This is a genomic window from Marispirochaeta aestuarii (genome assembly GCF_002087085.1).
Lineage (GTDB): Bacteria > Spirochaetota > Spirochaetia > JC444 > Marispirochaetaceae > Marispirochaeta > Marispirochaeta aestuarii.
Map to the genome: position 1 here is coordinate 26702 of NZ_MWQY01000009.1, position 22815 is coordinate 49516.

24 protein-coding genes are annotated in these 22815 nt (G+C 53.2%); 11 read left to right on the plus strand and 13 right to left on the minus strand.

Annotated features, from left to right (window positions below):
- Positions 1 to 11: 11 nt before the first annotated feature.
- From B4O97_RS09035 to B4O97_RS09045, 3 genes are read right to left on the minus strand one after another with little or no spacing between them, the layout of a single operon-like run.
- Complete coding sequence (locus tag B4O97_RS09035) at positions 12 to 1055, minus strand: DUF4349 domain-containing protein (RefSeq protein WP_083050205.1); 1044 nt, start codon at positions 1053 to 1055, stop codon at positions 12 to 14.
- The gene (locus tag B4O97_RS09040; protein WP_083050207.1) at positions 1052 to 2215 is read right to left on the minus strand and encodes a DUF4349 domain-containing protein; all 1164 of its coding nucleotides are present in this window, start codon (positions 2213 to 2215) and stop codon (positions 1052 to 1054) included. The genes B4O97_RS09035 and B4O97_RS09040 overlap by 4 nt, the downstream gene beginning before the upstream one ends.
- A 43-nt stretch (positions 2216 to 2258) precedes the next feature.
- Complete coding sequence (locus B4O97_RS09045; RefSeq protein ID WP_083050208.1) at positions 2259 to 2471, minus strand: hypothetical protein; 213 nt, start codon at positions 2469 to 2471, stop codon at positions 2259 to 2261.
- 131 nt (positions 2472 to 2602) lie between these two features.
- Here B4O97_RS09045 and rlmKL point away from each other — a divergent pair, with 131 nt between their 5' ends.
- The 8 genes from rlmKL to B4O97_RS09085 all read left to right on the plus strand — a co-directional run bounded on the left by rlmKL (position 2603) and on the right by B4O97_RS09085 (position 13647).
- Positions 2603 to 4735, plus strand: coding sequence for a bifunctional 23S rRNA (guanine(2069)-N(7))-methyltransferase RlmK/23S rRNA (guanine(2445)-N(2))-methyltransferase RlmL (gene rlmKL / locus B4O97_RS09050; protein WP_158084228.1), 2133 nt, complete (start codon positions 2603 to 2605; stop codon positions 4733 to 4735).
- Between the two features lie 56 nt (positions 4736 to 4791).
- Positions 4792 to 5559 carry an NYN domain-containing protein gene (locus B4O97_RS09055; protein WP_083050212.1) on the plus strand — a complete coding sequence of 256 codons (768 nt, stop codon included), beginning with the start codon at positions 4792 to 4794 and terminating at the stop codon, positions 5557 to 5559.
- A 378-nt stretch (positions 5560 to 5937) separates the two neighbouring features.
- Entirely contained in the window at positions 5938 to 7131 is a 1194-nt protein-coding gene (locus B4O97_RS09060) for a glycosyltransferase (RefSeq protein WP_083050213.1), read from the plus strand.
- A 31-nt stretch (positions 7132 to 7162) separates the two neighbouring features.
- On the plus strand, positions 7163 to 8044 hold the full coding sequence (gene epsC, locus B4O97_RS09065) for a serine O-acetyltransferase EpsC (RefSeq protein ID WP_083050215.1): 882 nt from the start codon (positions 7163 to 7165) through the stop codon (positions 8042 to 8044).
- A gap of 234 nt (positions 8045 to 8278) precedes the next feature.
- Positions 8279 to 9634, plus strand: coding sequence for an ammonium transporter (locus B4O97_RS09070; RefSeq protein WP_083050217.1), 1356 nt, complete (start codon positions 8279 to 8281; stop codon positions 9632 to 9634).
- Between the two features lie 11 nt (positions 9635 to 9645).
- Positions 9646 to 9987: a P-II family nitrogen regulator gene (locus B4O97_RS09075; protein ID WP_083050219.1), complete on the plus strand. Its 342-nt coding sequence runs from the start codon at positions 9646 to 9648 to the stop codon at positions 9985 to 9987.
- A 100-nt stretch (positions 9988 to 10087) separates the two neighbouring features.
- Complete coding sequence (gene metH, locus B4O97_RS09080) at positions 10088 to 13477, plus strand: methionine synthase (protein ID WP_083050220.1); 3390 nt, start codon at positions 10088 to 10090, stop codon at positions 13475 to 13477.
- An 11-nt stretch (positions 13478 to 13488) separates the two neighbouring features.
- The gene (locus B4O97_RS09085) at positions 13489 to 13647 is read left to right on the plus strand and encodes a rubredoxin (protein ID WP_083050222.1); all 159 of its coding nucleotides are present in this window, start codon (positions 13489 to 13491) and stop codon (positions 13645 to 13647) included.
- Between the two features lie 65 nt (positions 13648 to 13712).
- Here the strand turns inward: B4O97_RS09085 and rd are convergent, their stop codons facing one another.
- The 10 genes from rd to B4O97_RS09135 form a co-directional block, all read right to left on the minus strand.
- Positions 13713 to 13874, minus strand: coding sequence for a rubredoxin (gene rd, locus B4O97_RS09090; protein ID WP_083050224.1), 162 nt, complete (start codon positions 13872 to 13874; stop codon positions 13713 to 13715).
- A gap of 16 nt (positions 13875 to 13890) precedes the next feature.
- Positions 13891 to 14265, minus strand: coding sequence for a desulfoferrodoxin (locus B4O97_RS09095; RefSeq protein WP_083050226.1), 375 nt, complete (start codon positions 14263 to 14265; stop codon positions 13891 to 13893).
- Positions 14266 to 14334: 69 nt separating this feature from the next.
- The gene (locus B4O97_RS09100; protein WP_083050227.1) at positions 14335 to 14730 is read right to left on the minus strand and encodes a Fur family transcriptional regulator; all 396 of its coding nucleotides are present in this window, start codon (positions 14728 to 14730) and stop codon (positions 14335 to 14337) included.
- A gap of 100 nt (positions 14731 to 14830) precedes the next feature.
- Complete coding sequence (locus B4O97_RS09105; RefSeq protein ID WP_083050229.1) at positions 14831 to 15481, minus strand: sugar-binding transcriptional regulator; 651 nt, start codon at positions 15479 to 15481, stop codon at positions 14831 to 14833.
- A 223-nt stretch (positions 15482 to 15704) separates the two neighbouring features.
- The gene (locus B4O97_RS09110) at positions 15705 to 16175 is read right to left on the minus strand and encodes a hypothetical protein (RefSeq protein WP_083050230.1); all 471 of its coding nucleotides are present in this window, start codon (positions 16173 to 16175) and stop codon (positions 15705 to 15707) included.
- A gap of 41 nt (positions 16176 to 16216) precedes the next feature.
- On the minus strand, positions 16217 to 17326 hold the full coding sequence (locus B4O97_RS09115; protein WP_083050232.1) for an NADH:ubiquinone reductase (Na(+)-transporting) subunit F: 1110 nt from the start codon (positions 17324 to 17326) through the stop codon (positions 16217 to 16219).
- A 10-nt stretch (positions 17327 to 17336) separates the two neighbouring features.
- The gene (locus B4O97_RS09120) at positions 17337 to 17930 is read right to left on the minus strand and encodes an electron transport complex protein RnfA (protein ID WP_096348871.1); all 594 of its coding nucleotides are present in this window, start codon (positions 17928 to 17930) and stop codon (positions 17337 to 17339) included.
- A complete protein-coding gene (locus B4O97_RS09125; RefSeq protein ID WP_083050234.1) occupies positions 17927 to 18544 on the minus strand; it encodes an NADH:ubiquinone reductase (Na(+)-transporting) subunit D in 618 nt (205 codons plus the stop codon). Before B4O97_RS09125 ends, B4O97_RS09120 begins: the two co-directional genes overlap by 4 nt.
- A complete protein-coding gene (locus tag B4O97_RS09130) occupies positions 18544 to 19149 on the minus strand; it encodes an FMN-binding protein (RefSeq protein ID WP_083050236.1) in 606 nt (201 codons plus the stop codon). The genes B4O97_RS09125 and B4O97_RS09130 overlap by 1 nt, the downstream gene beginning before the upstream one ends.
- Positions 19149 to 20111, minus strand: coding sequence for an RnfABCDGE type electron transport complex subunit D (locus B4O97_RS09135; RefSeq protein ID WP_083050237.1), 963 nt, complete (start codon positions 20109 to 20111; stop codon positions 19149 to 19151). The genes B4O97_RS09130 and B4O97_RS09135 overlap by 1 nt, the downstream gene beginning before the upstream one ends.
- A gap of 242 nt (positions 20112 to 20353) precedes the next feature.
- Between B4O97_RS09135 and B4O97_RS09140 the strand changes: the two genes are divergently transcribed.
- The 3 genes from B4O97_RS09140 to B4O97_RS09150 are packed head-to-tail and all read left to right on the plus strand — an operon-like array spanning position 20354 to position 22813.
- Positions 20354 to 20794, plus strand: a complete 441-nt coding sequence (locus B4O97_RS09140; protein ID WP_083050239.1) for a pyridoxamine 5'-phosphate oxidase family protein — start codon at positions 20354 to 20356, stop codon at positions 20792 to 20794.
- Between the two features lie 14 nt (positions 20795 to 20808).
- Entirely contained in the window at positions 20809 to 21789 is a 981-nt protein-coding gene (gene pdhA, locus B4O97_RS09145) for a pyruvate dehydrogenase (acetyl-transferring) E1 component subunit alpha (protein ID WP_083050240.1), read from the plus strand.
- Between the two features lie 40 nt (positions 21790 to 21829).
- Positions 21830 to 22813 (plus strand): pyruvate dehydrogenase complex E1 component subunit beta, encoded by a 984-nt coding sequence (locus tag B4O97_RS09150; RefSeq protein ID WP_083050242.1) that lies wholly within the window; start codon positions 21830 to 21832, stop codon positions 22811 to 22813.
- The last annotated feature ends 2 nt before the right edge of the window (positions 22814 to 22815 follow it).

A 22815-nucleotide genomic window follows, 5' to 3' on the forward strand; every position in this document is an offset into this window, starting at 1 on the left:
CACTGTTGTCTTTACAGCCCCTGAGCTGCCGTACGCACCCACTCTTCAATCGCCGTATAATGCATATCGAAGGCCTCAAGTTTACCGGCGATTTCAACGAGACACAGATCCTTTCCGTCAGGAATGATCGCCAGAGCGTAGACATACTCCTCCTGCCCGTAGGGAAGCAGCCAGCGCAGCATAAAACCCCGCTTTCCGCTGTTCCCAAGCCGTATGCCGTCTCCCCGCTGCTCATAGCCCGATTCCACCAGATACTTTGTGACTGCCGACTGCCAGAAGCTGAGATCCATGGAGGGTTCGGGCCTCACCTCCCTTACCCGTATCCGGACCCCGTCGGGGGATACCGCACGAAAAAGCCGGGAATCCCGGTAGACGGAAAAACCTTCGGGTCCCTCATTAACCGGGGCAAAACGGGGCAGCCAGGTAAATCGCCGTTTCTGCGGCTCGTCCTCCATAAAGCTGTAAAAATCGAGGCTGTTTATCCAGGTAAAACTGGAAAACTTTCCGTTGTCAGGAAAATGCCCCTGACTCCGCAGATTCAGACGGACAGCGGCAAAGCGGATGTTGTTCTTCAGCTGGGAAATTCTTGCTCGCAGACTTTCGATTTCACTGATCAGATCGCGAATCTCCCGCTCTATGGCCAGGGTACCGGAAAAATCAGCTCCGCCAAGAAGCTCAAGATTCCGGGACAGAACCTCCTCCCGGGATGAAAGGGAAGCTTCAGTCCTCTGCAGTTCTTCGCTGAGGTCGGAGGCGATCAGCGTATATTCCTGAAGCTCTTCACCGAATCCTTTGAGCCTCTCCTGTATTCCCTCAAGCAGGCCGAAGGGCAGACGCCCCTCCACGTATTCTCCGTGACGGGCGGTAAAGTATCCGCCGGAGGACTCAAACCATTCCACGATACGGTCCCCCGCAGCATCAGAATCATAGACCACCAGACGTGCTTCCACATGGTATGAAACGGAAGCCGTGTCCTCACTCTCGGCGAAGGATACAGTGGACAGGATACCGCACAGAACGAAAAGGATGCCCCACAGTCGTGTTCTTACCGTCACGGCAGCACCTCCATAAGCGCGGCATGGAAGCTTTCCATCAGGGAAGGAGAGTCGCTTTCAGGAAAAACCCCTTCCGCAATATAGAGCTCACCTTTACGGGGAACCGCGTAAACCTCGTACCGGAACCCCGGACTGCCGGGGATACGGCAGCTTACGCCGTAGATCGGCTCATTTCCGGCCAGTTCCATGGGGACAAGCTCCGCAAACAGGGGTGTCAGGTAGTAGAGCATGCTCTTCTGCCAGAACATGGCATCCCCGTCGGGTTCATTCGGGATGCTCCCGAGTCGAACGATGGAGCCCCCGGCGCCCTCGGCATAGAAGGCCTCCCCCTGAGGCGGATCCTTAAAGACCGCGAAATCGGCCCCCAGATCGAGGGGAAGCCTTTTGGCCAGCCGCGGCAGGGTGACAGCAAAGGGATCCAGCTCCCTCATCCAGGAAAAAGGAATCCGTTCCCGGGCCTCCCCCTGAGAGGCGGTACGGGATTTCAGGGCAATACTGACCCTGGAGAAGGCAATTCTGGACCGGAGAGTCATCAGCTGTGCCTCCTGGGCTTCGATGGTTTCGGTCAGACGCCTGATTTCCCGGAGAATCTTAAGACGCTCCTCCGTATCTTCCGCCCTTTCCAGAAGCAGATACAGTCTCTCCCTGGCCTCTGTGGCCAGACGAAGCCGGGTCTCCGTATCAGCGAGGCGATCGGTTACGTCGAAGGCATCGATTCGTTTGTCCAGAACCTTGCCCACGGATTCCAGATCCCGGAGGAATCCGAGAAATCCCGCCGCCGGGACCCTGACGATGATACTGTCCGGGTAGATACCGTCGATCCGACCATCAAGCTCCTTTGCCATGGACTCAATTCTCTTTAAAGCCTCATCAGTTCTGGTAACCTCCAGCTCGACGGAAGCAGAGTATATTCTCTGACGTGAGGCTGGTGTGGGTTCAGGGGCTTGTGCGGCATTGGAAAAGGAGACCGCCATAGAGTCAGAGGCGGCTTCAGGCATCGGGGCGCTTCGGCCTGCGGCCTTTTCCATGAGGGGGGCTTCAAACTCCGCCTGGAACGTATCCTGAGGGGGTGAAGCCACGCAGGAAGCAAACAGCAGCACAGAAAGGATAAAACATGCGGACAGGAATATCCGCATGTTCAGGGGATTCGCTTTTATCATGTTTCAACTATATCTCATAATACCTGATATTTGAACAGTCTCCTCAGGCGTTCTTTTCGAGGCGGGACCTCTCCTTCATGGCTTCCTTGACCGCTTCGGCTGTAATAAATCCCTTACGCACCGCAATGCGTCCGAAGGCTTCATAATCGTCCTCGTCCAGGTTTTTCTGTTCTTCCGCCACAGCCCGCTCTTCTTCCACTGAGAGCAGTCCTCTGGCAACCAGAAACTTTCCTATGGGTACTCTTTTTTTCTTCATACTAACCGCTCCTTTACGCATTCCGCGTATTTTTTCAACCTTTATGGTTTGATTGTCGTCAGCTTGCCGGTTCCGGTTGATACCACCCCTTGAGGTGTGCCGGAGTTACCATCTATAGTACAGCAATGCAAATGCTTTCTGTCCGTGCAATCCCCCTGCCCCATTGCGAAGATCTCCTTTCTGCAGAGATCAGCCGGATGGGAATCACCGTTACCGCTTCCGGACCCCGGGGTGTGGAGTTCTCCGCGGCATTCGAACCAGTCTACCGACTCCTAATGGAGAATCGTAGCGCAACTCGCATTATAATTCCAGTTTCGTCCTTTACTATAGATACTGCCGATGAGCTCTACGGGCAAATTCGGAATATCCCCTGGGAGGATCATATCTCCCTGGATTCAAGCTTCCGCATTGACGGAAACGTAAAAAGCAGCCTTTTCCGGCATACAAATTTTCCGGTTCTGAAGATCAAGGACGCCATAGTCGACCGCCTGAGAGAAATCTTCGGGAGCCGCCCGGACGTGGATACCGACAAACCCGGCACCATCCTGGCTGTCCGTATCCATCATCAGGAGGTGGATATATCCGTTGACATCGGCGGCGGGAGCCTTCATCGACGGGGTTACCGCGGGAAAGGAATCCCCGCCCCCTTACGGGAGAACCTGGCAGCGGCCGTTCTCTACCGGGCGGGCTGGCCTGAAACAGCGGCATCGGGAGGCGGATTCTACGATCCCTTCTGCGGAAGCGGCACCCTCTGCATAGAAGCGGCCATGATGGCGGGGGGAATCGTTCCCGGTCCCCTGCGTCCCGATCAGGGAGGACTGGGCTGGCGTCAGCACGACCGGGAGCTTCTGGAAAGACTCCGAAAAGAATACCTTCTGTCAAACAGGGAGGCCTGCAACAGGCTGGCAAAGTCCCCTGTCTCCATTGAAGGCAGCGACATAGACCCGGCAGCCGTCAGCATCGCCCGAAAAAGCGTCCTGCGTGCCGGGCTCGAGGGAATCGTGCATATTCACGAATGTCCGGTTCACAAAGCCTCTCCCCGACGGGGAACCGTGCCGGGACTGATCGCGACCAATCCCCCCTACGGCGAACGACTGGAGACGAGTACCCAGGCGGAGATCATCTATACGGATCTGGGACTCAGCGCCCGCCGCGCTTTTCCGGGCTGGAGGATATCCTTCCTCTCTCCGGACAAGGAGCTGGGCCTCGCCACAGGCATACAGGCTGAAAAGGTGCACAAGCTTGCCAACGGACCGATCCCGGTACAGCTTGTCCACGCGAAAATTGAAGAGTACAGCCCCTCCCAGGGCACACAGATGTTCATGAACCGGCTCAGGAAGAACCGTAAGGCCCTGAAACGCTATATAGCTGATGGCCCGGTCAGCTGCTACCGCCTCTACGACAAGGACATGCCGGAATACGCCTTTGCCGTGGATATCTATGAAGAAAAGTGGTGCCATCTGCAGGAATACGCCGCCCCGGCCCAGATTGAAGACCGGGCAGTCCGACGCCGTCGCAGGGAGGCAGTTGAAGGGCTTATACAGTATCTGGACATCGGTTCGGAGGGGATATTCCTGAAGGAACGTCGGAAACTCGGCGTCAGCGATCGTTACGGACGGCAGAATCCCTCGGACACTGGGAGCGGACGCCTGATCTGCCGTGAAGGGGATCTTCGTTTCTTCGTCAATTTTTCCGAATACCTGGATACCGGTCTCTTTCTCGACAGCCGGGAGCTGCGACGGATTATCCGCGACCTTTCGAAGGGGAAACGTTTTTTGAACCTATTCGCCTACACCTGCAGCGCCACTGTAGCAGCCGCCGCGGGAGGGGCTGAATCCAGCCTGAGCGTGGATGCCTCTTCCCGTTACCTCCAATGGGGACAGGACAACCTTCGTCTCAACCGCATGGATACGGGAAAACACCGCATACGGCAGGCGGACAGCATCGATTTCCTCCGTTCCGCCGCCAGAGGGAAAGAACGCTTCGATCTGGCCTATATCGATCCTCCCACCTACTCGAATTCCAAGGACCGGCGGCGGGACTTTGATGTGCAGAGAGATCACAGGGAACTCATTGATCTGACGTCGAAAATCATGCGCCCCGGGGGAACGATTATCTTCTGTACCAACTTCAGCCGCTTTGAACCGGATGCGGAACTTTTTGACCGGTATAAGGTGGAAGAACTCAGCTCAAAAAGCATACCCCCGGATTTTTCCCGGCGCAGCAGGATTCATCGGTCCTTCCGAATCGACATTTCTGCATAAGACTGGCGTTCAGAATCCTTGCACAGATTCTGCATGGAGAGTAGGATAAGGAAAGTATGAAAGAGAACAACTTGGAAAAGCTCGCGGTGCTTATCGATGCCGACAATGCTCAGGCTTCGATTATCGACGGGCTCCTGGCGGAGATTGCCAAATACGGGACCGCCAGCGTAAAAAGGATATACGGCGACTGGACAAGCCAGAAACTGCGAAGCTGGAAGGAGACCCTTCTGGATTATTCCATTCAACCTATACAGCAGTTTAGCTACACCACCGGCAAAAACGCTACGGATTCGGCCATGATCATCGACGCCATGGATCTGCTGTACACCGGAGACATTGACGGTTTCTGTATAGTCTCCTCGGATTCGGACTATACCAAGCTCTGCGCCCGATTACGGGAAGCAGGTAAAACGGTATACGGCTTTGGAGAAAAGAAGACTCCCAAGCCTTTCGTTGCCGCGGTCGACAAATTTATCTACACAGAGATACTCCGGGAATACTCCGAGGAGGAAGAGGATGACGAGGAGACCAGCAACAAGCGGCGGATGACCATAAACGAACTGCGCCAGGACTCCAAACTTGTCCATATTCTGCGAACGGCAGTGGAAGCCTCGGCCGACGATTCCGGATGGGCCTACCTGGGGAACATCGGCCAGAACATAGCCAAGAAAACCCCGGACTTTGACCCCAGAAACTACGGTTTCAAGAAACTGAGTGATCTTATAACAGCCACCAATCTTTTTGAAATAGAAGAGAAGGTTCAGAACAACGCCCCGGGTAAACAGATTTACTTCAGAAGGGCTCCGCGGAAAAAGCGTAAATAGGATCTTGATGGTCTGAAAAAAATAAGCCGGTCGAACGACCGGCTCAGGCTCCTTCTTTCTGATCCTCCAGGGGATCTTTCTCTTCGCTGTTCCATCTGAAGAGTCCAAGGAAAATACATCCGAAAATACTTCCAAATAAAATCATGTATCCCACAGAAAACGCTGCATCGAGCATTAACATTTCTCCCTGGTCTTTTTCGCTGAATAGAGCATATCACACTTTATGGAAATTACAAAAGATGTTCATGTGGATATATTGTGAATAATGTGTTGATACCTGAACGGGCGTGTAGTTTTCGTTGTTTCCACTTGCCCATGAATAGAAGGAGGGGTAGACTGTTTCCTGACAAAGACTCTGCTGTAAAGTGAGGAATTTTCATGAAAATCGTCTTTGCTACCGACACCTATTGGCCACGATGCAACGGGGCGACCGTCTCCATAGACGCATTTAAACGGGAATTCGAAAAGATGGGCCATGAAGTTCACATCATCGCCCCGGAATATCCAAACATGAAAAACACCTCCGATCCAGGCATTCATCGGTTCAAATCCTTCCAGTTTATCTTCAGCCCGGAGGACCGTCTGGTCTGGAAAACTGAGCGATGGAAGATTTTCCGGCTCCTTAAAAGTATTCAGCCCGATATCATTCATTGCCAGACCGAGTTTGACCTTTCCATGATGGTCCTGAAATACGGACATAAACGGAATATTCCGGTGGTCTTTACCTGTCATACCTACTGGGAAGAGTATATCAACCTCTACCTCCCTTTCCCCGACAAGATCGGGCGCCAGGTGGCCCGGAGCATGCAGCGCACAGCCCTGAAGTCCGTGGACCGGGTTATAACCCCTACCGAACCGATGAAGCAGGTACTGCTCTCCTACGGGATAAAAAAGCAGATTGACGTGCTTCCCACGGGAGTTCCGGAAGAGGAGTTCGGGAATGTGGACCGGGAAGAGACCAGAAAAAACTCCTTTCTTTTTGCGGATTATCCCTTTTTGAAGGACCATCCGATTCTGCTGTACGTAGGGAGGGTCACCAGGGAAAAGAATATGGATTTTATTCTGGATCATTTCAGGATAATCCAGGAAACCCATCCCGAAACACGCCTCGTGATTACCGGAGGAGGCCCATATCTGGCGGATCTGAAGAAGCGGGCGGTCAGAGAAAACCTGAGCGACAGGATAGCCTTTACCGGCTATGTGCCAAGGGACCGGGTAAAAGAACTCTACGCTCTGGCAAATGTTTTCGTTTTTGCTTCGAAAACGGAGACCCAGGGTCTGGTAACAATAGAAGCCATGATGAGCGGAACACCTGTGGTGGCCATCGGAGAAATGGGAACCAGGATTGTGATGAACGGCGACAACGGCGGTTTTATGGTGCCCGAGGATCTCCAGCTCTTTTCCGCCAGGGTTCGGGAGCTGCTGGACGATCCGGATTTATGGAAGCGAAAATCCCTGGAAGCCAGGGAGTATTCCAGAAACTGGAGCAGCCGCAGCATGGCAGAAACCCTGAACGCAATTTATCTTGAGCTGATCGAAAAGAAACGTGAAGAGCAGGCTCGAACACCTTGACAGACCGGAGGTAAGGCCGGAGAGTAGGAGTATGGACAAGCTTCGTAAATGGCTGGATACCTCCCTGCCTGATGTTGTCAGCCAGATCGAGAAGAGTATCAACTCGGAATACCATCTGGAAGACGACGATTCCCTGTCGATTACCGCCCGGGACGAGATATACCGAATTCTGGATACCCTTCATTCCGTACTTTTTCCAGGTCGCTATGGGGTCCGCTGTCCCGCCACCGGCGAAGACCTCCACTTTTTCCTGCACACCTCCCTTCTGGAGGCAGCTGCCCTCCTGAAGCAGCATCTGAACAGGATTTTCTCCAGGGAGACCAAGGACGAGGACCAGCGGGAAGAGCGGGTAACCCGGGTTATATCCACCCTCTTTCAGGATCTTCCGTCGATTCGGGGACAGCTTATCGACGACATCCGCTCCGCCTACGACGGAGACCCGGCGGCGGCTTCCTTTGATGAGATTGTCCTGAGTTACCCCTTTATCGAGGCCATAGCGACACACCGCGTGGCACACTGTCTCTACCGACAGAAGGTCCCGATTATTCCGAGAATCATGAGCGAACGGGCTCATTCAAAAACCGGGATAGATATTCATCCCGGAGCCCGGATCGAACCCGGGTTTTTTATCGACCACGGCACGGGTGTTGTAATCGGAGAAACCTGTACCATCGGCCGGAATGTAAAAATCTACCAGGGGGTTACCCTGGGGGCCCTTTCTCCCTTCGACAAGGACGGCACGCCTAAAAGAGGTCTGAAGCGTCATCCGGATATTGAGGACGACGTCATTATCTACGCCAACGCTACCATTCTGGGCGGTAAAACCGTCATCGGCAAGGGCTCGGTTATTGGGGGAAACACATGGATTGTAAGCTCCGTAGCTCCAGGTTCAGTTATCTACAATAAGGAATGACACAATCTTTATACCTACATTTATGTATATATAAACATAATTACCTACATTTTTGTAGCTAAAGAAAATAACAGATACATTCCTGAGGGCCGGATAAGCTTAGTCTTCATAAACCGTCTCCTGTTAATTATTTGTGCAGCAAAGACTTATTTGTTGACACCCAATCCAGGCAAAACTTGGCATGTCTCCTGCATTAACAAAGATGAATTGAACACATCCTTTGTGGAGGAGTCTATGAAACGAATCTTCGTAATTGTTGTCCTGCTTGCCCTGGCTTCCATATCCGTGGTTGCCGATGAGCTAAGCGACACCCTCGCCCTGTACAGCGATGCCTTTGACATGATCTGGCTGATACTGTCCGCGGCTCTTGTATTTTTCATGCAGGCAGGTTTTGCCATGGTCGAAACAGGATTGACCCGGGCAAAAAACGCCTCGAACATTCTCATGAAAAACCTGATGGATTTTTCAGCCGGTGCTGTTGTCTTCTGGGCCCTCGGCTGGGGACTCATGTACGGCGCCGACGCCCTGGGCGGATTTCTGGGGAGTGACGGCTTCTTCCTCGCCTACACCGCCGAGTCAATGGAAGGCTACGGTGTATCCGACATGTCCGCCATATTCAGGGACTGGATGTTCCAGGTCGTCTTTGCCGCCACTGCCGCGACAATCGTCTCCGGGGCCATGGCGGAGCGGACCAAGTTTTCCGCTTACCTTGTCTATTCGGTATTTATCTCGGGCCTGCTCTATCCCATCTCCGGACACTGGATATGGGGCGGCGGCTGGCTCGCGGAGCTCGGGTTCCACGATTTTGCAGGGTCCACCGTAGTACACTCGGTAGGCGCCTGGGCCGCCCTCGCCGGGGCCATTGTTCTCGGTCCCCGGATCGGAAAATACGTCAAGGTCGGCGACAAGGTGAATGTCAGGGCCATTCCCGGGCACAATATGCCCCTGGCTGCCCTGGGTGTATTCATACTCTGGTTTGGATGGTACGGCTTTAACGCCGGTTCCACCCTCTCCGGGACGGACCTGTCCATAGCAGCGGTCGCAACAACCACGACCCTGGCGGCTTCTGCGGGAGCCATTCTGGCCATGACAACTTCCTGGATCTGGTTCGGTAAACCCGATCCCTCCATGTCACTGAACGGCGCCCTGGCGGGACTGGTTGGAATAACCGCTCCCACGGGGGTAACGACTCCCGGAGCAGCCATTCTGATCGGCGCGATTGCGGGTATACTGGTTGTCGCCAGCGTGGAGTTTATCGACAAGGTGCTGCATATTGATGATCCGGTGGGTGCCATTTCCGTCCACGGGGTCTGCGGAGCCTGGGGCACCATGGCGGTGGGGCTCTTCTCCAGTAACCCCGACGTTGGTCTGGGCCTGTTTTACGGCGGAGGGTTCTCCCTTCTCGGCGTACAGCTGCTTGGAATCGCGGCCGTTTTCGCCTGGGCCTTTCTGGGTGCCCTGCTGCTGTTCACGATAATCAGGGTGAGCATTGGCCTAAGGGTAAGCGAAAAGGAAGAGATGCAGGGCCTGGATATCGGCGAGCATGGAACTGAGTCCTATTCGGGCTTCCAGATTTTTCAGAACATGTAAGGAGGTTGGGGATGAAGTTAATTATTGCGTACATTCAGCCCGACAAACTGAACGAAGTAAAGCAGGAGCTCTATCGTGCGGAAGTCTACAAGATGTCCGTAACCAACGCCCTGGGATGCGGGCAGCAGATGGGTTTTACCGAAACATACCGCGGAGTGGCGATAGAGGTAAACCTGCTCAAGAAGGTCCGGATCGAGATTGCCGTCAATGATGATTTTGTGAAGAAAACCGTCGACGCCATCATCAAGGGGGCCAAAACAGGGAACATTGGAGACGGTAAGATCTTTATTGTACCCCTGGAAGAGACAATACGCATCAGAAGCGGAGAGACCGGTTCTGATGCCATAGGATAAAGAAAGAGTATTTAAAAAACCATGCCATGCCCGCCTCTTGCAGGCGGGCTTTTCTTACTGTGCCCTTCCGTAAGAACAGTATTTTCGGTAATGTGAAGAAATGAACTTCCTTGAACGAATAGAAAAGGGCCCTGTCATCTTCGACGGAGCTATGGGGACACAGATACAGAACCTGAACTTGAGTGATACAGACTGGGACAACAAACCCGGCTGCAGCGAAATCCTGAACCTGACGCTTCCTGATACCATAGAAGAGATACACCGCCGTTATCTCGAGGCCGGGGCGGATGTTATAGAAACCAATTCCTTCGGCGGGAACAGGATTGTCCTGGCGGAATACGGTCTCGAGGATCGGATTGTCGAGATAAACCGCGCCGCTGCCCGGATTGCACGAAGGGCGGCGGATGCATATTCAGACCAGGAGAAACCGCGCTACGTTGCAGGTTCCATGGGCCCGGGAACAAGGCTCCCCTCCCTGGGGCAGATCAGCTTTGATGAGCTCTATGATTCCTACCGGCTCCAGGTCCAGGGCCTCATAGAGGGGGGCGTGGACCTTCTCATAATCGAAACCTGCCAGGACCTGCTCCAGATCAAGGCCGCCCTCATCGCGGCCCTTGACCAGCGCACCGATATGGGGGTCTCCACCCCCGTGGGAGTCTCTGTTACCATCGAGACCACCGGCACACTGCTGATCGGCTCCAGTATCGGAGCGGTCATTACAGCCCTCTCCCCCTTCCCTCTGGCCTTTCTGGGACTCAACTGCGCCACCGGCCCTGACAGAATGCGAAGCTATATTCACGAAGCCTCGAGGCTCTTCCCGGGACCGGTATTCGTCATGCCCAACGCCGGCATGCCGGAAAACCGGGGCGGACAGACGGTCTATACCCTGGAACCTGCGGACTTTGCCCGTCCTCTGGCGGAAATGGTCGGTTCCGAGGGAGCAGCAATCATCGGCGGCTGCTGCGGGACGGATCCTTCCTACATTGCCCAGCTCTCCCGGCAGATCGCCTCCATTACACCTGCAGCCAGAACAATCCAGCCCATGGAAGCAGTCAGCTCCCTCTTTACAGAAAAGGAGCTTACCCAGGAACCGGCACCCTTCCTCATTGGAGAGCGCACCAACACAAACGGCTCGAGGCTGTTCCGGAACAAACTTCTAAAAGAAGACTGGGACGGGATTCTCGACGTCGCCCGGGAACAGGCCGCCTCGGGAGCCCATGCTCTGGACCTGTGTGTCGCCTACACCGGACGTGATGAGATCCGGGACATGAAAGAAGCCCTGTCAAGGATAGTAACCCAGGTCGATCTGCCCCTGGTCATAGACTCCACCTCTCCTCAGGTTATTGAAGAGGCCCTCAAGATGATCGGGGGCAAGTCCATCATCAACTCCATTAACCTGGAGGACGGCGAGGAGCGGGCCAGGAAGATTTGCCGCCTTGCCAAACGCTACGGTTCGGCCCTGATTGCCCTGACCATTGACGAAAAGGGAATGGCCAAAGAGGCTTCCAGAAAAGAGGAGATAGCGAAGCGCATCTACAGAATGGCTGTTGAAGAGGAGGGAATTCCCGCCAGGGATCTGCTCTTCGATACCCTCACCTTCACCCTCGGCAGCGGAGACGAGAGCCTGCGTACTGCCGGAACAGAGACCATGGAAGGAATCCGCAGGGTAAAGAAAAGCTGCCCCGGGTCGCGCACCGTACTGGGAGTCAGCAATATCTCCTTCGGACTCTCCCCCTACTCCCGGGAGGTTTTGAACTCGCTCTTCCTGGACGAGGCAATACAGGCGGGTCTGGATGCCGCCATTGTAAATGTGCGTAAGATCATGCCCTTGAGCTCCATTCCGGAGGATGAGAAAAGGCAGGCCCTGGACCTTATATATAACCGGGGCAAAGATCCGCTTTTCGGATTCATCCGTTTCTTTGAAGGCAAAGAGGGCAAGGTACGAGAGGAACTCGACGACTCCCAGGGAACCCCGGAGGAACGGCTCTCCCGAAGGCTTATCGGCGGAAGCAAATCCGGTATCGAAGAGCTTCTTCAGGAACTCATGAAGCAGATGTCCCCGACGGATATCATAAACACCCTTCTTATTCCCGCCATGAAGGAGGTCGGCCAGCTCTTCGGTTCCGGGAAAATGCAGCTCCCCTTCGTACTGCAGTCCGCTGAAGTCATGAAGAAGGCAGTATCATACCTGGAACCCTTTATGGAGAAGACCGAAGCCCAGGCCTCCCTGCAGATAGTACTTGCAACCGTCAGGGGAGATGTCCACGACATAGGCAAAAACCTGGTGGACATTATCCTCAGCAACAACGGCTACGTGGTCCATAACCTGGGGATAAAATGCGAAATCGAGACCATCATCCGGAAGGTGGAAGAAACCGGTGCCCAGGCCGTGGGCTTGAGCGGGCTTCTTGTCAAATCAACGGCCATTATGAAGGAGTATCTGGAAGAGATGGAACGCCGGGGAATCCACGTTCCCGTTCTGCTGGGAGGAGCGGCCCTTACCCGGGACTATGTAGCCAATGACTGCGTACCCGCTCTTTCTGCCCCGGTTGTCTACTGTCCGGATGCCTTCGCCGGTCTGGCAGCCATGAACAGTCTCAAGGAGGGCAGCCTGCTCTCCACAAAGGCAGCAAAAAGGGCCGCACCTCTGAAACGGACAGCTTCGCCGGAGGCAAAAGACGCCCCGCTCCAAAAGGTGGCCATACCGAAAGCCCCCTTTTACGGTTCCCGGACGGTTACGGAGATTCCCCTCGAGGAGATCTACCCACTCCTGACGGAACAGGTCCTTTTCCGGGGACGCTGGGGGTACCGAAGAGGTACTTTATCGGCGGAAGAATACGAGGAACTTCTTCGAGGGGAGGTACGCCCGCTGTTTGAACAGCTGAAGGAGAAGGGAATCAGGGAAGGCCTTTTCGAACCCAAAGTGGTGTACGGTTACTACCCTTGCTACAGCCACGGCAACGACGTCGTTATACTCAATCCGGAAACAGAAAAGGAGGTGGGACGCTTCAGCTTTCCGCGGCAGACCGAGCCTCCCCACCAGTGTGTGGCGGACTATTTCCGATCCCGTGAGGAGGGGCCGGACATCATAGCCCTGCAGGTGGTAACCATCGGGGAGAAGGCTCACCGGAAGTCGCAGGAACTGTACGACGCGGACGCATATAAAGAGTATCTGCTGTTTCACGGCTTGTCCGTGGAACTGGCGGAAGCCCTTGCGGAATACTGGCACCGCCAGGTCCGTCTTGAACTGGGTATCGCCGGGGAAGACGGATCCGGAATCGATGCCTTTGTCGTTCAGGAATACCGGGGATCCCGCTACTCCTTCGGATATCCGGCATGTCCGGACATGAAGGGCAACGAACTGATCTTTGATCTCCTTACTCCCGAAAAAATCGGCGTAAGCTTGAGCGGAGAGGGACAGATGGTTCCGGAACAGACGACCTCGGCGTTTATTGTCCATCATCCGCAGGCAAAGTATTTCAAGATATAAGGGAGGAAAAGATGACCAGGTACATCTGCACCAACTGCGGTTACATTTATGACCCGGAACTCGGCGACGACACCCAGGGAATCCCTCCGGGAACTCCCTTTGAGGATCTGCCGGAGGACTGGACCTGCCCCATCTGCTACGTGGGAAAAGAACTTTTTGATCCGGTATAGAGGGAAGATATAAAAATACCCCTGGGCCGACGGACCAGGGGCTGTCTGATACGATTCAGAGGAATCTACTCCTCGGGAGAAAAATCTTCCTTGCCTACTCCGCAAACAGGACAGGTCCAGTCATCGGGGAGGTCTTCGAAAGCCGTTCCGGGTTTGATTCCATTATCGGGGTCACCTTCTGCGGGATCGTAGATATAACCGCAGGCATCACATACATATCGCTTCACATCAGACTCCTTATTCTCAGGATTTCCATAATCCGTGAACATTGCAGTGCTCACGGGCACTTACATTATCGGCGCTAATGCAGAAATTTGCAACCGGTTCATCACCTGGTTTCAGGTACTGAATATAGGAAACACCGTCTGCAATGAGCTCAATCCACTGGATATGATGCTCTTCGGTCATCGGGTGTATTGTACTGCCTACGGTTACCTTGAAACCGTCGGCGGTCTTTTCAATTACCGGAACATGCTTCTCCGTCGTCTTGTCGGCGGTCTTTTCCTCCAGCAGGGTCATAGGCTCCCCGCAGCAGACCAGCTCGCCTACACTGCCATAGAGTACTTCCACGATGTTTCCGCATTGCTCACATTTGTACACTTCCATTCTTTTAGCCATAGGAATCCTCCGTTCTATTATATCTCTGCTCCGGCCTTGTCTGAACCGGAGCTGAAAACCAGAGTTACGTTATTTATCCTCAGCAGAGCATTCAGCGCAGACACCTTCCAGTACAAGAGTTCCGCCATTTATGTTCACGCTTTTAAGAGACTCGGAATCTATAATTTCCGTCCATGCCGGAGAAGTCCCGTTCTTCCACTTCAAATCCGAAACCTGACGGCAATGGGTGCAGAAAAAATGGGGATGTATTGCCGGATTCGGGTCGAAATGGGCATGATCACCACCGACCTCCAGACGCTGAATGATCCCCTTGTTTGCCAGTACATCAAGGTTCCGGTATACAGTTCCGAGACTTATGCGGGGAAGAATCTGCCGTACTTCCGAGTAAATAGTGTCAGCACCCGGATGATCGGTATGAGTATGCAGCTGTTCCAGTATTACCTTTCGTTGTATGGTAGTTCTCATGATTAATCAGCGCCTTAACAGGTAGGAATTGTTATTGACAATATAGGAAGAAACAGCGGATCTGTCAAATCTATTTTTACTTTTTCAGCGGATTATCAGATTATTTTACCGAATACTCCACAGAGATGATCCCCGACAGATCAAGCTCCCGTTCCGATTCAGTACCGTCATTGAGAAGGCTTATGCCGACCAGTATCCCCGGAAGGTCTCTGTTCATACGTATGTCCCTTATCAGGCAGTTTACGGAAAGCGTTTTTTCTCCGTTGAAGAAATCAACCTGCACTGGACGGGAACTGAGCCAGGCCTCACCTATTCGCTCCAGCTGTTCCCAGTATGCAGGATTAACCTCCTTGTCCTCCGCGTCGAGGCAATCGGAGGCGCTGTCGAGTTGCTTTCCCAGGGCGGGAGAAAATGTTTTGACGAAAGAGGAGAGTTTTCTGATTGCCGCAGCCCCTTCGGGGAAGCGATAGAGAGAGTTTTCAGCAAAGTATCTGAGGCCAAGATAAAAGCTTAAACCTTCAAGGAGTCCTATATGTCCCAGTCGGGTGGATTGGGAAGACTTGATTCCTACCCGAAAATCCTGTTCCCACAGGGGAATACGGGCGCTCAACTCGTCGATATAACGTCCAGCCGTAGCCCGGTGCACGCCAAGCCGTCTGGCGATTTCCGCCCTCCTCAGTCCCTCGGGATGAGAAAGCAGAAGAAGTTCCAGCTGGTTCAGTCGTTCACTTTTGTTGCCTGCATATTTCATCTCCAAGTCCTTGTCATGTAGCTGAAAGTTCTCCTCACACAAGTGTCTTTATAACAGTTCAGTGTTGCAGCCACCGCAACAAAGACAAATAAATTACAATTTTTTAGTATTTTGAGTTATTTGATAAGTATAACAGTATTACAGCAACTAGTAAAGATAACTATTCCCCGTAGCCCGGGGAATAGTCAGAACATAAAAGGTAAAGAAAGGAGATAAAAAGAGATCAGGCTTCCTCGCGAGAGACCTCGAGAACTTCAACCAGCGCTTCTGGATCGAGCCGGAAGGCAAAGCCTTTTCCCTCGTAAAAACCATGCTCCCGGATAAGATGGATATGCAGATCAGAGTACGAGATCTCCCTGCCGTGCTTTTCATTACGCACCGTCGTGGTGGTCTTCTCAAAAAGCCCTTGATCCTCGAAAGGGCATGGCAGTTTTCCCCTGACCGAATCGACCCGCACAAGAATTCCGGGTTCTACGGTTACAAATTCTCCCAGACCCTTTGCACCACCGTCCCGAAGGAACTGCATCCTGTTGGCTATAGCCTCATGGCTGACGTCCAGACGCTGGACTGCAGCTTCATCTTCTATGATTATATCCAGCAGGTGTCTCTGGTCCCTGCCCAGGAAACCTTCAAGAGTCAGTACCCCGGGAGCCATGTTTGCCTGGGCCCGCTTCATTTGCTGGGTTTGCTTCATGTTTTCGCTCCTCCTTAAATTCCGAATAGTAAAACAGCAAATCAGCCGAACTTGTCAAAATAGATAAGATCTTCGGGAACACCGTTTTTCGTGAGGACATTCACGCAGGCGTCGATCATTCCCGGGCTGCCGCAGAGGTAACCTTCCACATTTTCCCCGCTCTCCATATGGCGGTCCAGCACGTCCGTGATGAGTCCGACCTCACCTTCCCATTCGTCTTCCGGTTCAGGCTCCGAGAGGGCGGGAATGAACTGAAAGTTGGGCAGTTTCTTTTCAAGTTCCCGCATTTCATCTATCAGGAACAGGTCCTTTTTGGTTCGGGCGCCGAAAAAGTAGCGCACCCTGCGGTTTATCCCCTTGTCGAGCATATCCAGCAGAATTGCCTTTATGGGGGCCATACCCGAACCGCCGGCGATGCAGACGACCTCGCGCTCTGTATCCCGCAGGAAGAAATCCCCGTAGGGACCATTGATGGTTACCTGGTCCCCCTCTTTCAGATACTTATGCACATAGGTGGTACAGATCCCGTTGGGGACCAGACGGATCTCGAGTTCAATCTCTCCGGTACTCGAAGGCGGAGAGGACATTGAATAGGCCCGGTAGACAGGTTCATCGGTGAGTTCGTACTCCGGCACCTGAAACTGGATAAACTGACCGGCGACCATGTCTATGGTGTCCGGATCATTCAGGGTAAGGGTAACTTCCTTGATATCGTGAGTAAGATCCCGGATGCGCTTGACGGTTGTTGCATACTCCTTGACGTTGAAGAGTTCTTCCGGAATCCGGATCCGCATATCCTGCTTTACCTTGAGCTGGCAGGAAAGACGGACGTTCTTTTCCCGTTCCTCTTCGCTTATCCAGGGCAGCTCGGTGGGAAGATACTGCCCGGCTCCCTCTTCTACAACGACCTTGCACAGTCCACAGGATCCCCGCCCGCCGCAGGCGGAGGGAATAAAGACCTCCTGTTCCATAAGAGTGCCCAGAAGGGGTTTTCCGCCGCGGACGGTGTATTCGTGATCGTCGTTGATAGTCAGTTTTACCTCGCCGTAATTCGCGATTGTCGCATCGGCAATAACCATCAACAGGGCAAGGAAAGCGGAAATGGCAGAGACGGCTCCAATACTGATCAAAAATGCCGACAGGGGAAACATAGGGCCTCCTTTAGTTGATGTTGATCATGCCGGTAAAGCCCATGAAGGCCAGAGCCATCATGCCGGTGATAATCAGGGTGATTCCGGCCCCCTCCATTCCCCGGGGGACCTTTGCCTTGGCCAGCTTCTGCCGGATTCCGGCCATTGCCATTATGGCGAGCCACCAGCCGAGCCCCGACCCGAGCCCGTAGAAGAAGCTGGACAGCAGGGTGTACTCCCGGATCACCATGAAGAGACTTACTCCCAGAATCGCGCAGTTAACGGTAATGAGGGGAAGAAAGATACCCAGCGCAGCGTACAGGGGCTCCGAGACCCGCTCGATTATCATCTCCACCAGCTGTACAAAGGCCGCGATGACGATGATGAATACGATAAAACGCAGATAGGTGAGTCCCAGGGGATCCAGAATGAAGTAATAGACCAGATAATTCAGCAGACTGGTAGAGGCCATGACAAAGGTCACCGCCGTCCCCAGCCCCAGGGAGGTCTTTATTTCCCGGGAAACGCTCAGGAATGAGCACATTCCCAGATAATTTGTAAGAAGTATATTATTGGTAAAAATGGCGCCAAAGAATATTGCCATTGCCATACCCCAGTCCATCATGCTTTGGCCTCCTCTTTTTCTTTCAGAAATACCCCTTTAACGACCCAGATAAAGATCGCCAGCATAAAAAAGGCACCAGGGGGCATAACCATGATCGCCCAGTTTGTCCACCAGTCTCCCATTACCTGAAAACCGAAAATGGTACCCGAACCCATGAGCTCCCGGAAAAAGGCAATGACCAGGAGTACATAGGAGTAGCCGATACCCGATGCCACTCCGTCAATCAGGGAGATTCCCGGGGGATTGTTCAGGGCAAAAGCTTCGGCGCGGCCCATGATAATACAGTTGGTTATGATCAGGCCGACATAGGGCCCGAGCTGACGGGAGATATCCGGCAGATAGGCCTTCAGCACAATATCCACAATAATCACATAGGAAGCGATAATCAGGGTCTCCGCCATCATGCGTACCCGGCCTGGTATTTTCTTCCGCAGCAGGGATACGGTAAATCCCGAAAGGGTGGTAGTAAACAGCACTCCCAGGCTCATTACCAGGGTATTTCGGAAGTTATTGGTAACCGCCAGGGTTGAACATATTCCCAGAATCTGGGCAAATACGGGGTTATCAGCGCCTATGGCGCCGACGAATACTTTCTTGGCCTGTCCTCTGGCCATCAGCGCACCTCCTTCAGCAGTGCAGCCGCTTCTTCAGGGCTGTCGTTAACCATGTCCCGGACATAATTTGAGGTATAGGTTGCTCCGGTAATGGCATTGACCTCATTGGGACCGGTATTTTCCGCATCCTCCCTGACAAGGGAAAAGGGCGGAGATTTCTGCCGGAACTGGGTCTTGAACCATTCTTCTTCGATACGGGCTCCGAGTCCGGGGGTCTCATTCTGTTTAATGAAGTCTATACCTGTCATGGTCTTGAGATCTGCATCAAAACCGATCAGGGCCTCAATCTCTCCCCAGAGACCAGGTCCGGTGACGCGAAAAGCGTAGGCCTGGCCTCCGTCGATCTCAAAAACGCCGGGTTTACCGTCCACCATGTATTCCTTTACATGCTCGGAGTAGACCTGGTTTATCTGATTGTTGCTTTCCGGGACCTGGATACCCGCACTGAAAAGCACTGCCTTCTTCAGGAATATGGTCTCGTTCTCCTCCACCAGAGAAGCGGTCTGCAGGTAGATACCCGAGATAGCCGAGATAAAAACCACGGTGAGAAATACCATAAAGAGAATGGGATAGACTCTTTCCTTGAAAAACGATACCTCCTGCATTACGCTGCTCCTTCTGCTTTGGCCTTCTTCCGCTTCCGGGTTTCAACTATTGTATAGTTTAGAAGGGGGGCAAACATGTTGGCAAGAAGAATGGCGAAGGTGATTCCCTCCGGCCAGATGGAAAAGGTACGTATAAGAACTGTGAGAATCCCGATAAAAGCCCCGTAAATCCAACGGCCCAGGTTGGTTGTCTGCGCCGACGAAACGGGGTCGGTCGCCATGTACATCATTCCATAGAGAATACTGCCGGCGAACAGCGCGTAGTGGGGAGGAATGGCCCCCTCGACCCCGGAGAAGAAGAGGATGCTCTGCATGCCAAGAAAACCGAGAATCCCCGGCACCACAATATGCCAGGAGGCAGTCTTCTGTATCATCAGAATCAGACCGGTTATTATGATCAGCACAGCGGAGGTTTCTCCCAGAGACCCGGCGGTGGAACCGATGAAAAGATCCATAAAGGGGACTGCTTTTCCCGCTGCAAGATCAATCAGCGGTGTAGCCTGGGATACCGTATCGACCGCAGGCTGCCAGGCGACAAAGCCTCCAAGGGCTCCTCCTACGGGCTGCACAAAGCGTGAGGAGAGGTGATATCCGAAGCTTGCGTAGATAAACGCCCTGCCGGAAATCGCGGGATTGAATACATTGCGCCCGAAACCGCCGAAAACCATCTTTCCGAAGATTACTCCGAAGGCTATGCCCACCCCGGCAATCCAGAAAGGGATTGTGGGGGGAAGGGAGAGGGCAAAAAGGAAGTTGGTCACAAAGACCGCAGAAGAGACCTTCTGCTTCCCTCCCCTGACAAAGATGTACTCCGATAGAAAACCAACAACATTTACAAACGCCAGAATCGCAAGGGATCGCCAGCCGTAAAAATAGACCGAAGCGATCACCAGCGGTATCAGGGCATAGACAACCTTGAGCATTATCGGCTGCTTCTGAATAACGCTATTTATTTTTGCCATATTCATCCCTTTACTATATAAGACTGCTGAGAAATGTCAATTTAAAGCTATCGACTGCTTCAATATAGATGTTCCTAAAGTTTAACGTCAAAGAAAAAAGAGAATTTCCCAAGGAGAATTTTTATTAGTACCTTAACGATGAAAGATGTTTGCCGGTAAGACCAATTCTTACTATTTTCATCAGGTTATATGCGGCCGGTCCGGCATCTTTCGGAAAACATGCCAGAAAACAGGAGAGTAGAATGACAAAATCGGCTTTTATGCAGGAACTTGAAAACATGCTGGATATCGCAAAGACTGCGGTCCTTGCAACGGTCAGCGCAGACGGGTCGCCGGCAATGCGCTGGATGACGCCCTCGGTAATTCGCGGTCGTGCCGGGGCCCTCTATGCGGTCACCTCCCGCACCTTCGCAAAAAGCGAACATCTGGCAAAAAACGCACAGGTTCAGTGGCTGCTGCAGAGCAAATCCCTGGACAAAATCATTACCGTCAACGGCAAGGTCAACATAATCGAAAACTCAGCCATGAAAGCGGAGGTCCTTGAAGCTATCGGGCCACGGCTCCCGGTTTTCTGGCGTGTCAATCCGGATCCCGCGAATCTGGTGGTACTGGAAACAGTTGTGACAGAGGGCACCGTATTCATTCCCATGCGGGGCGAAAAGGATACGGTAAAATTCAATTAAGCCAAGGAGGCTCCATGAGTCTGGTAAAAAAATACGGAAAAGAGACGACCCTTTCCCTGCTTCAAAGCATGCTTTTGATGCGACGCTTCGAAGAAAAAGCGGGTCAGATGTACGGTCTGCGAAAAATCGGCGGCTTCTGTCACCTGTATATCGGCCAGGAAGCAGTTGCTGCGGGGACAATCGGAGCACTGGATTTAAAAAGTGATTATATCATAGGCGGCTACCGCGACCATGGCCACGCCCTCGCAGTGGGGATGGACCCCAAGGCGATCATGGCGGAGCTCTACGGCAAGGCCACGGGCTGTTCAAAGGGCAAAGGCGGCTCCATGCACATGTATTCCGCGGAAAAGCATATGCTCGGAGGAAACGGGATTGTGGGCAGCCAGATTCCCGTCGGCACAGGGGTAGCCTGGAAAATCAAGTACATGGAAGAAAATGGAGTGGTCCTCTGCTATTTCGGCGACGGGGCCATACACCAGGGCGCGTTTCACGAAAGCCTCAACCTTGCAAAGATCCACGACCTGCCCATCATCTACATAGTGGAGAACAACCAGTACGGCATGGGCACCGATTTCAAGCGGGTCTCCGCGGTTCATGATCTGGCTCAGATGGGTTATGCCTACGATATACCCGGCAAGCAGCTTAACGGTATGCAGGTCATGGAGGTCTATGATGAGTTTGTAAACGCCGTCAAAAGCATCCGGGAAAAACCCCATCCCCTTTTCTACGAAATCAAGACCTATCGCTACCGGGGACATTCCATGAGCGATCCGGCGAAGTACCGAACACCCGAGGAACTTGAAGAATACAAACAGCAGGACCCGATATCCATACTCCTCAAACAGATGCAGGAAGAAAAACTCATCACCGAGAAGGAGTACAAGAAGATGGACAACGATATCAAGGCTATCTGCGACGAGGCGGTGGATTTTGCGGAAAAGAGTCCCGAACCCGAGCTTTCCGCGCTTTACGAAGACGTCTTCGCTGAAGCATGACCGGGAAACATCTACCACCGCATACAAGGAGGAGGCGAAAATGCCGGTAATTACATTCAGAGAAGCATTACGACAAGCCATGGACGAGGAGATGGCCCGGGACGATCGGGTCTTTCTGCTGGGAGAAGAAGTCGCCCAGTACAACGGCGCCTACAAGGTAACCCAGGGCTTGTGGGAAAAATACGGAGATAAACGTGTCGTCGACACGCCGATAACCGAGGAAGGCTTTACCGGCCTCGGGGTAGGTGCAGCCATGGTGGGGCTACGGCCCATTGTTGAGTGGATGACCTTAAATTTTGCCCTGATGGCCTATGACCAGGTGGTATCCAATGCCGCCAAAACGCGATATATGTCCGGCGGTCAGTTCAAACTGCCTATGGTCATGCGGGGCCCCAATGGTCCGGCTGAATATCTGGCCGCCCAGCACTCCCAGGCGCTTCAGTCCATATTTGCCCATATTCCCGGGCTCAAGGTTGTATCTCCCTCTACCCCCTACGACGCCAAGGGCCTGTTGAAAACCTCGATCAGGGACGACAACCCGGTAATCTTTCTCGAAGGAGAACTGATGTATGCCTGGAAGGGAGAAGTGCCCGAGGAGGAGTACCTGATACCCCTGGGAAAGGCTGATGTAAAGCGGGAAGGCAGCGACGTTAGCCTCGTGAGTTACGGAAAGCCGATGCGGGTAACCCTGGAGGCGGCGGAGAAACTCGAAAAGGAAGGAATAAATGCGGAGGTAATCGATCTTCGCAGCATAAAACCCCTCGACGAGGAAGCCGTTTACGCTTCGGTACGCAAGACCCACTGCTGTGTGATTGTCGAGGAGTCCTGGCCCTTCGCGTCGGTGGGTTCCCACCTTGGATGGCTGATTTCCAGGAATGCCTTTGATTATCTGGACGCCCCGGTTGAGATGGTGGCCTCGGAGGAGGTCCCCATGCCCTACAACCATAAGCTTGAGCTCGCAGTACAACCCCAGGTACCGAAGATTGTCGCCGCCGCCAAAAAGGTCCTCTACCTGGACAACTGAAT

Bases quoted from the DNA above. Each gene is read 5' to 3' on its own strand.
- B4O97_RS09105 (WP_083050229.1), bottom strand. From the start codon at position 15,481: ATGAAATATGCAGGCAACAAAAGTGAACGACTGAACCAGCTGGAACTT.
- B4O97_RS09110 (WP_083050230.1), bottom strand. From the start codon at position 16,175: ATGAAGCAAACCCAGCAAATGAAGCGGGCCCAGGCAAACATGGCTCCC.
- B4O97_RS09095 (WP_083050226.1), bottom strand. From the start codon at position 14,265: ATGGCTAAAAGAATGGAAGTGTACAAATGTGAGCAATGCGGAAACATC.
- rlmKL (WP_158084228.1), top strand. From the start codon at position 2,603: ATGCTTTCTGTCCGTGCAATCCCCCTGCCCCATTGCGAAGATCTCCTT.
- B4O97_RS09115 (WP_083050232.1), bottom strand. From the start codon at position 17,326: ATGTTTCCCCTGTCGGCATTTTTGATCAGTATTGGAGCCGTCTCTGCC.
- B4O97_RS09130 (WP_083050236.1), bottom strand. From the start codon at position 19,149: ATGCAGGAGGTATCGTTTTTCAAGGAAAGAGTCTATCCCATTCTCTTT.
- epsC (WP_083050215.1), top strand. From the start codon at position 7,163: ATGGACAAGCTTCGTAAATGGCTGGATACCTCCCTGCCTGATGTTGTC.
- metH (WP_083050220.1), top strand. From the start codon at position 10,088: ATGAACTTCCTTGAACGAATAGAAAAGGGCCCTGTCATCTTCGACGGA.
- B4O97_RS09120 (WP_096348871.1), bottom strand. From the start codon at position 17,930: ATGATGGACTGGGGTATGGCAATGGCAATATTCTTTGGCGCCATTTTT.
- B4O97_RS09135 (WP_083050237.1), bottom strand. From the start codon at position 20,111: ATGGCAAAAATAAATAGCGTTATTCAGAAGCAGCCGATAATGCTCAAG.
- B4O97_RS09075 (WP_083050219.1), top strand. From the start codon at position 9,646: ATGAAGTTAATTATTGCGTACATTCAGCCCGACAAACTGAACGAAGTA.
- B4O97_RS09045 (WP_083050208.1), bottom strand. From the start codon at position 2,471: ATGAAGAAAAAAAGAGTACCCATAGGAAAGTTTCTGGTTGCCAGAGGA.
- B4O97_RS09085 (WP_083050222.1), top strand. From the start codon at position 13,489: ATGACCAGGTACATCTGCACCAACTGCGGTTACATTTATGACCCGGAA.
- pdhA (WP_083050240.1), top strand. From the start codon at position 20,809: ATGAGTCTGGTAAAAAAATACGGAAAAGAGACGACCCTTTCCCTGCTT.
- B4O97_RS09150 (WP_083050242.1), top strand. From the start codon at position 21,830: ATGCCGGTAATTACATTCAGAGAAGCATTACGACAAGCCATGGACGAG.
- B4O97_RS09140 (WP_083050239.1), top strand. From the start codon at position 20,354: ATGACAAAATCGGCTTTTATGCAGGAACTTGAAAACATGCTGGATATC.
- B4O97_RS09070 (WP_083050217.1), top strand. From the start codon at position 8,279: ATGAAACGAATCTTCGTAATTGTTGTCCTGCTTGCCCTGGCTTCCATA.
- B4O97_RS09040 (WP_083050207.1), bottom strand. From the start codon at position 2,215: ATGATAAAAGCGAATCCCCTGAACATGCGGATATTCCTGTCCGCATGT.
- B4O97_RS09055 (WP_083050212.1), top strand. From the start codon at position 4,792: ATGAAAGAGAACAACTTGGAAAAGCTCGCGGTGCTTATCGATGCCGAC.
- B4O97_RS09125 (WP_083050234.1), bottom strand. From the start codon at position 18,544: ATGGCCAGAGGACAGGCCAAGAAAGTATTCGTCGGCGCCATAGGCGCT.
- B4O97_RS09060 (WP_083050213.1), top strand. From the start codon at position 5,938: ATGAAAATCGTCTTTGCTACCGACACCTATTGGCCACGATGCAACGGG.
- B4O97_RS09100 (WP_083050227.1), bottom strand. From the start codon at position 14,730: ATGAGAACTACCATACAACGAAAGGTAATACTGGAACAGCTGCATACT.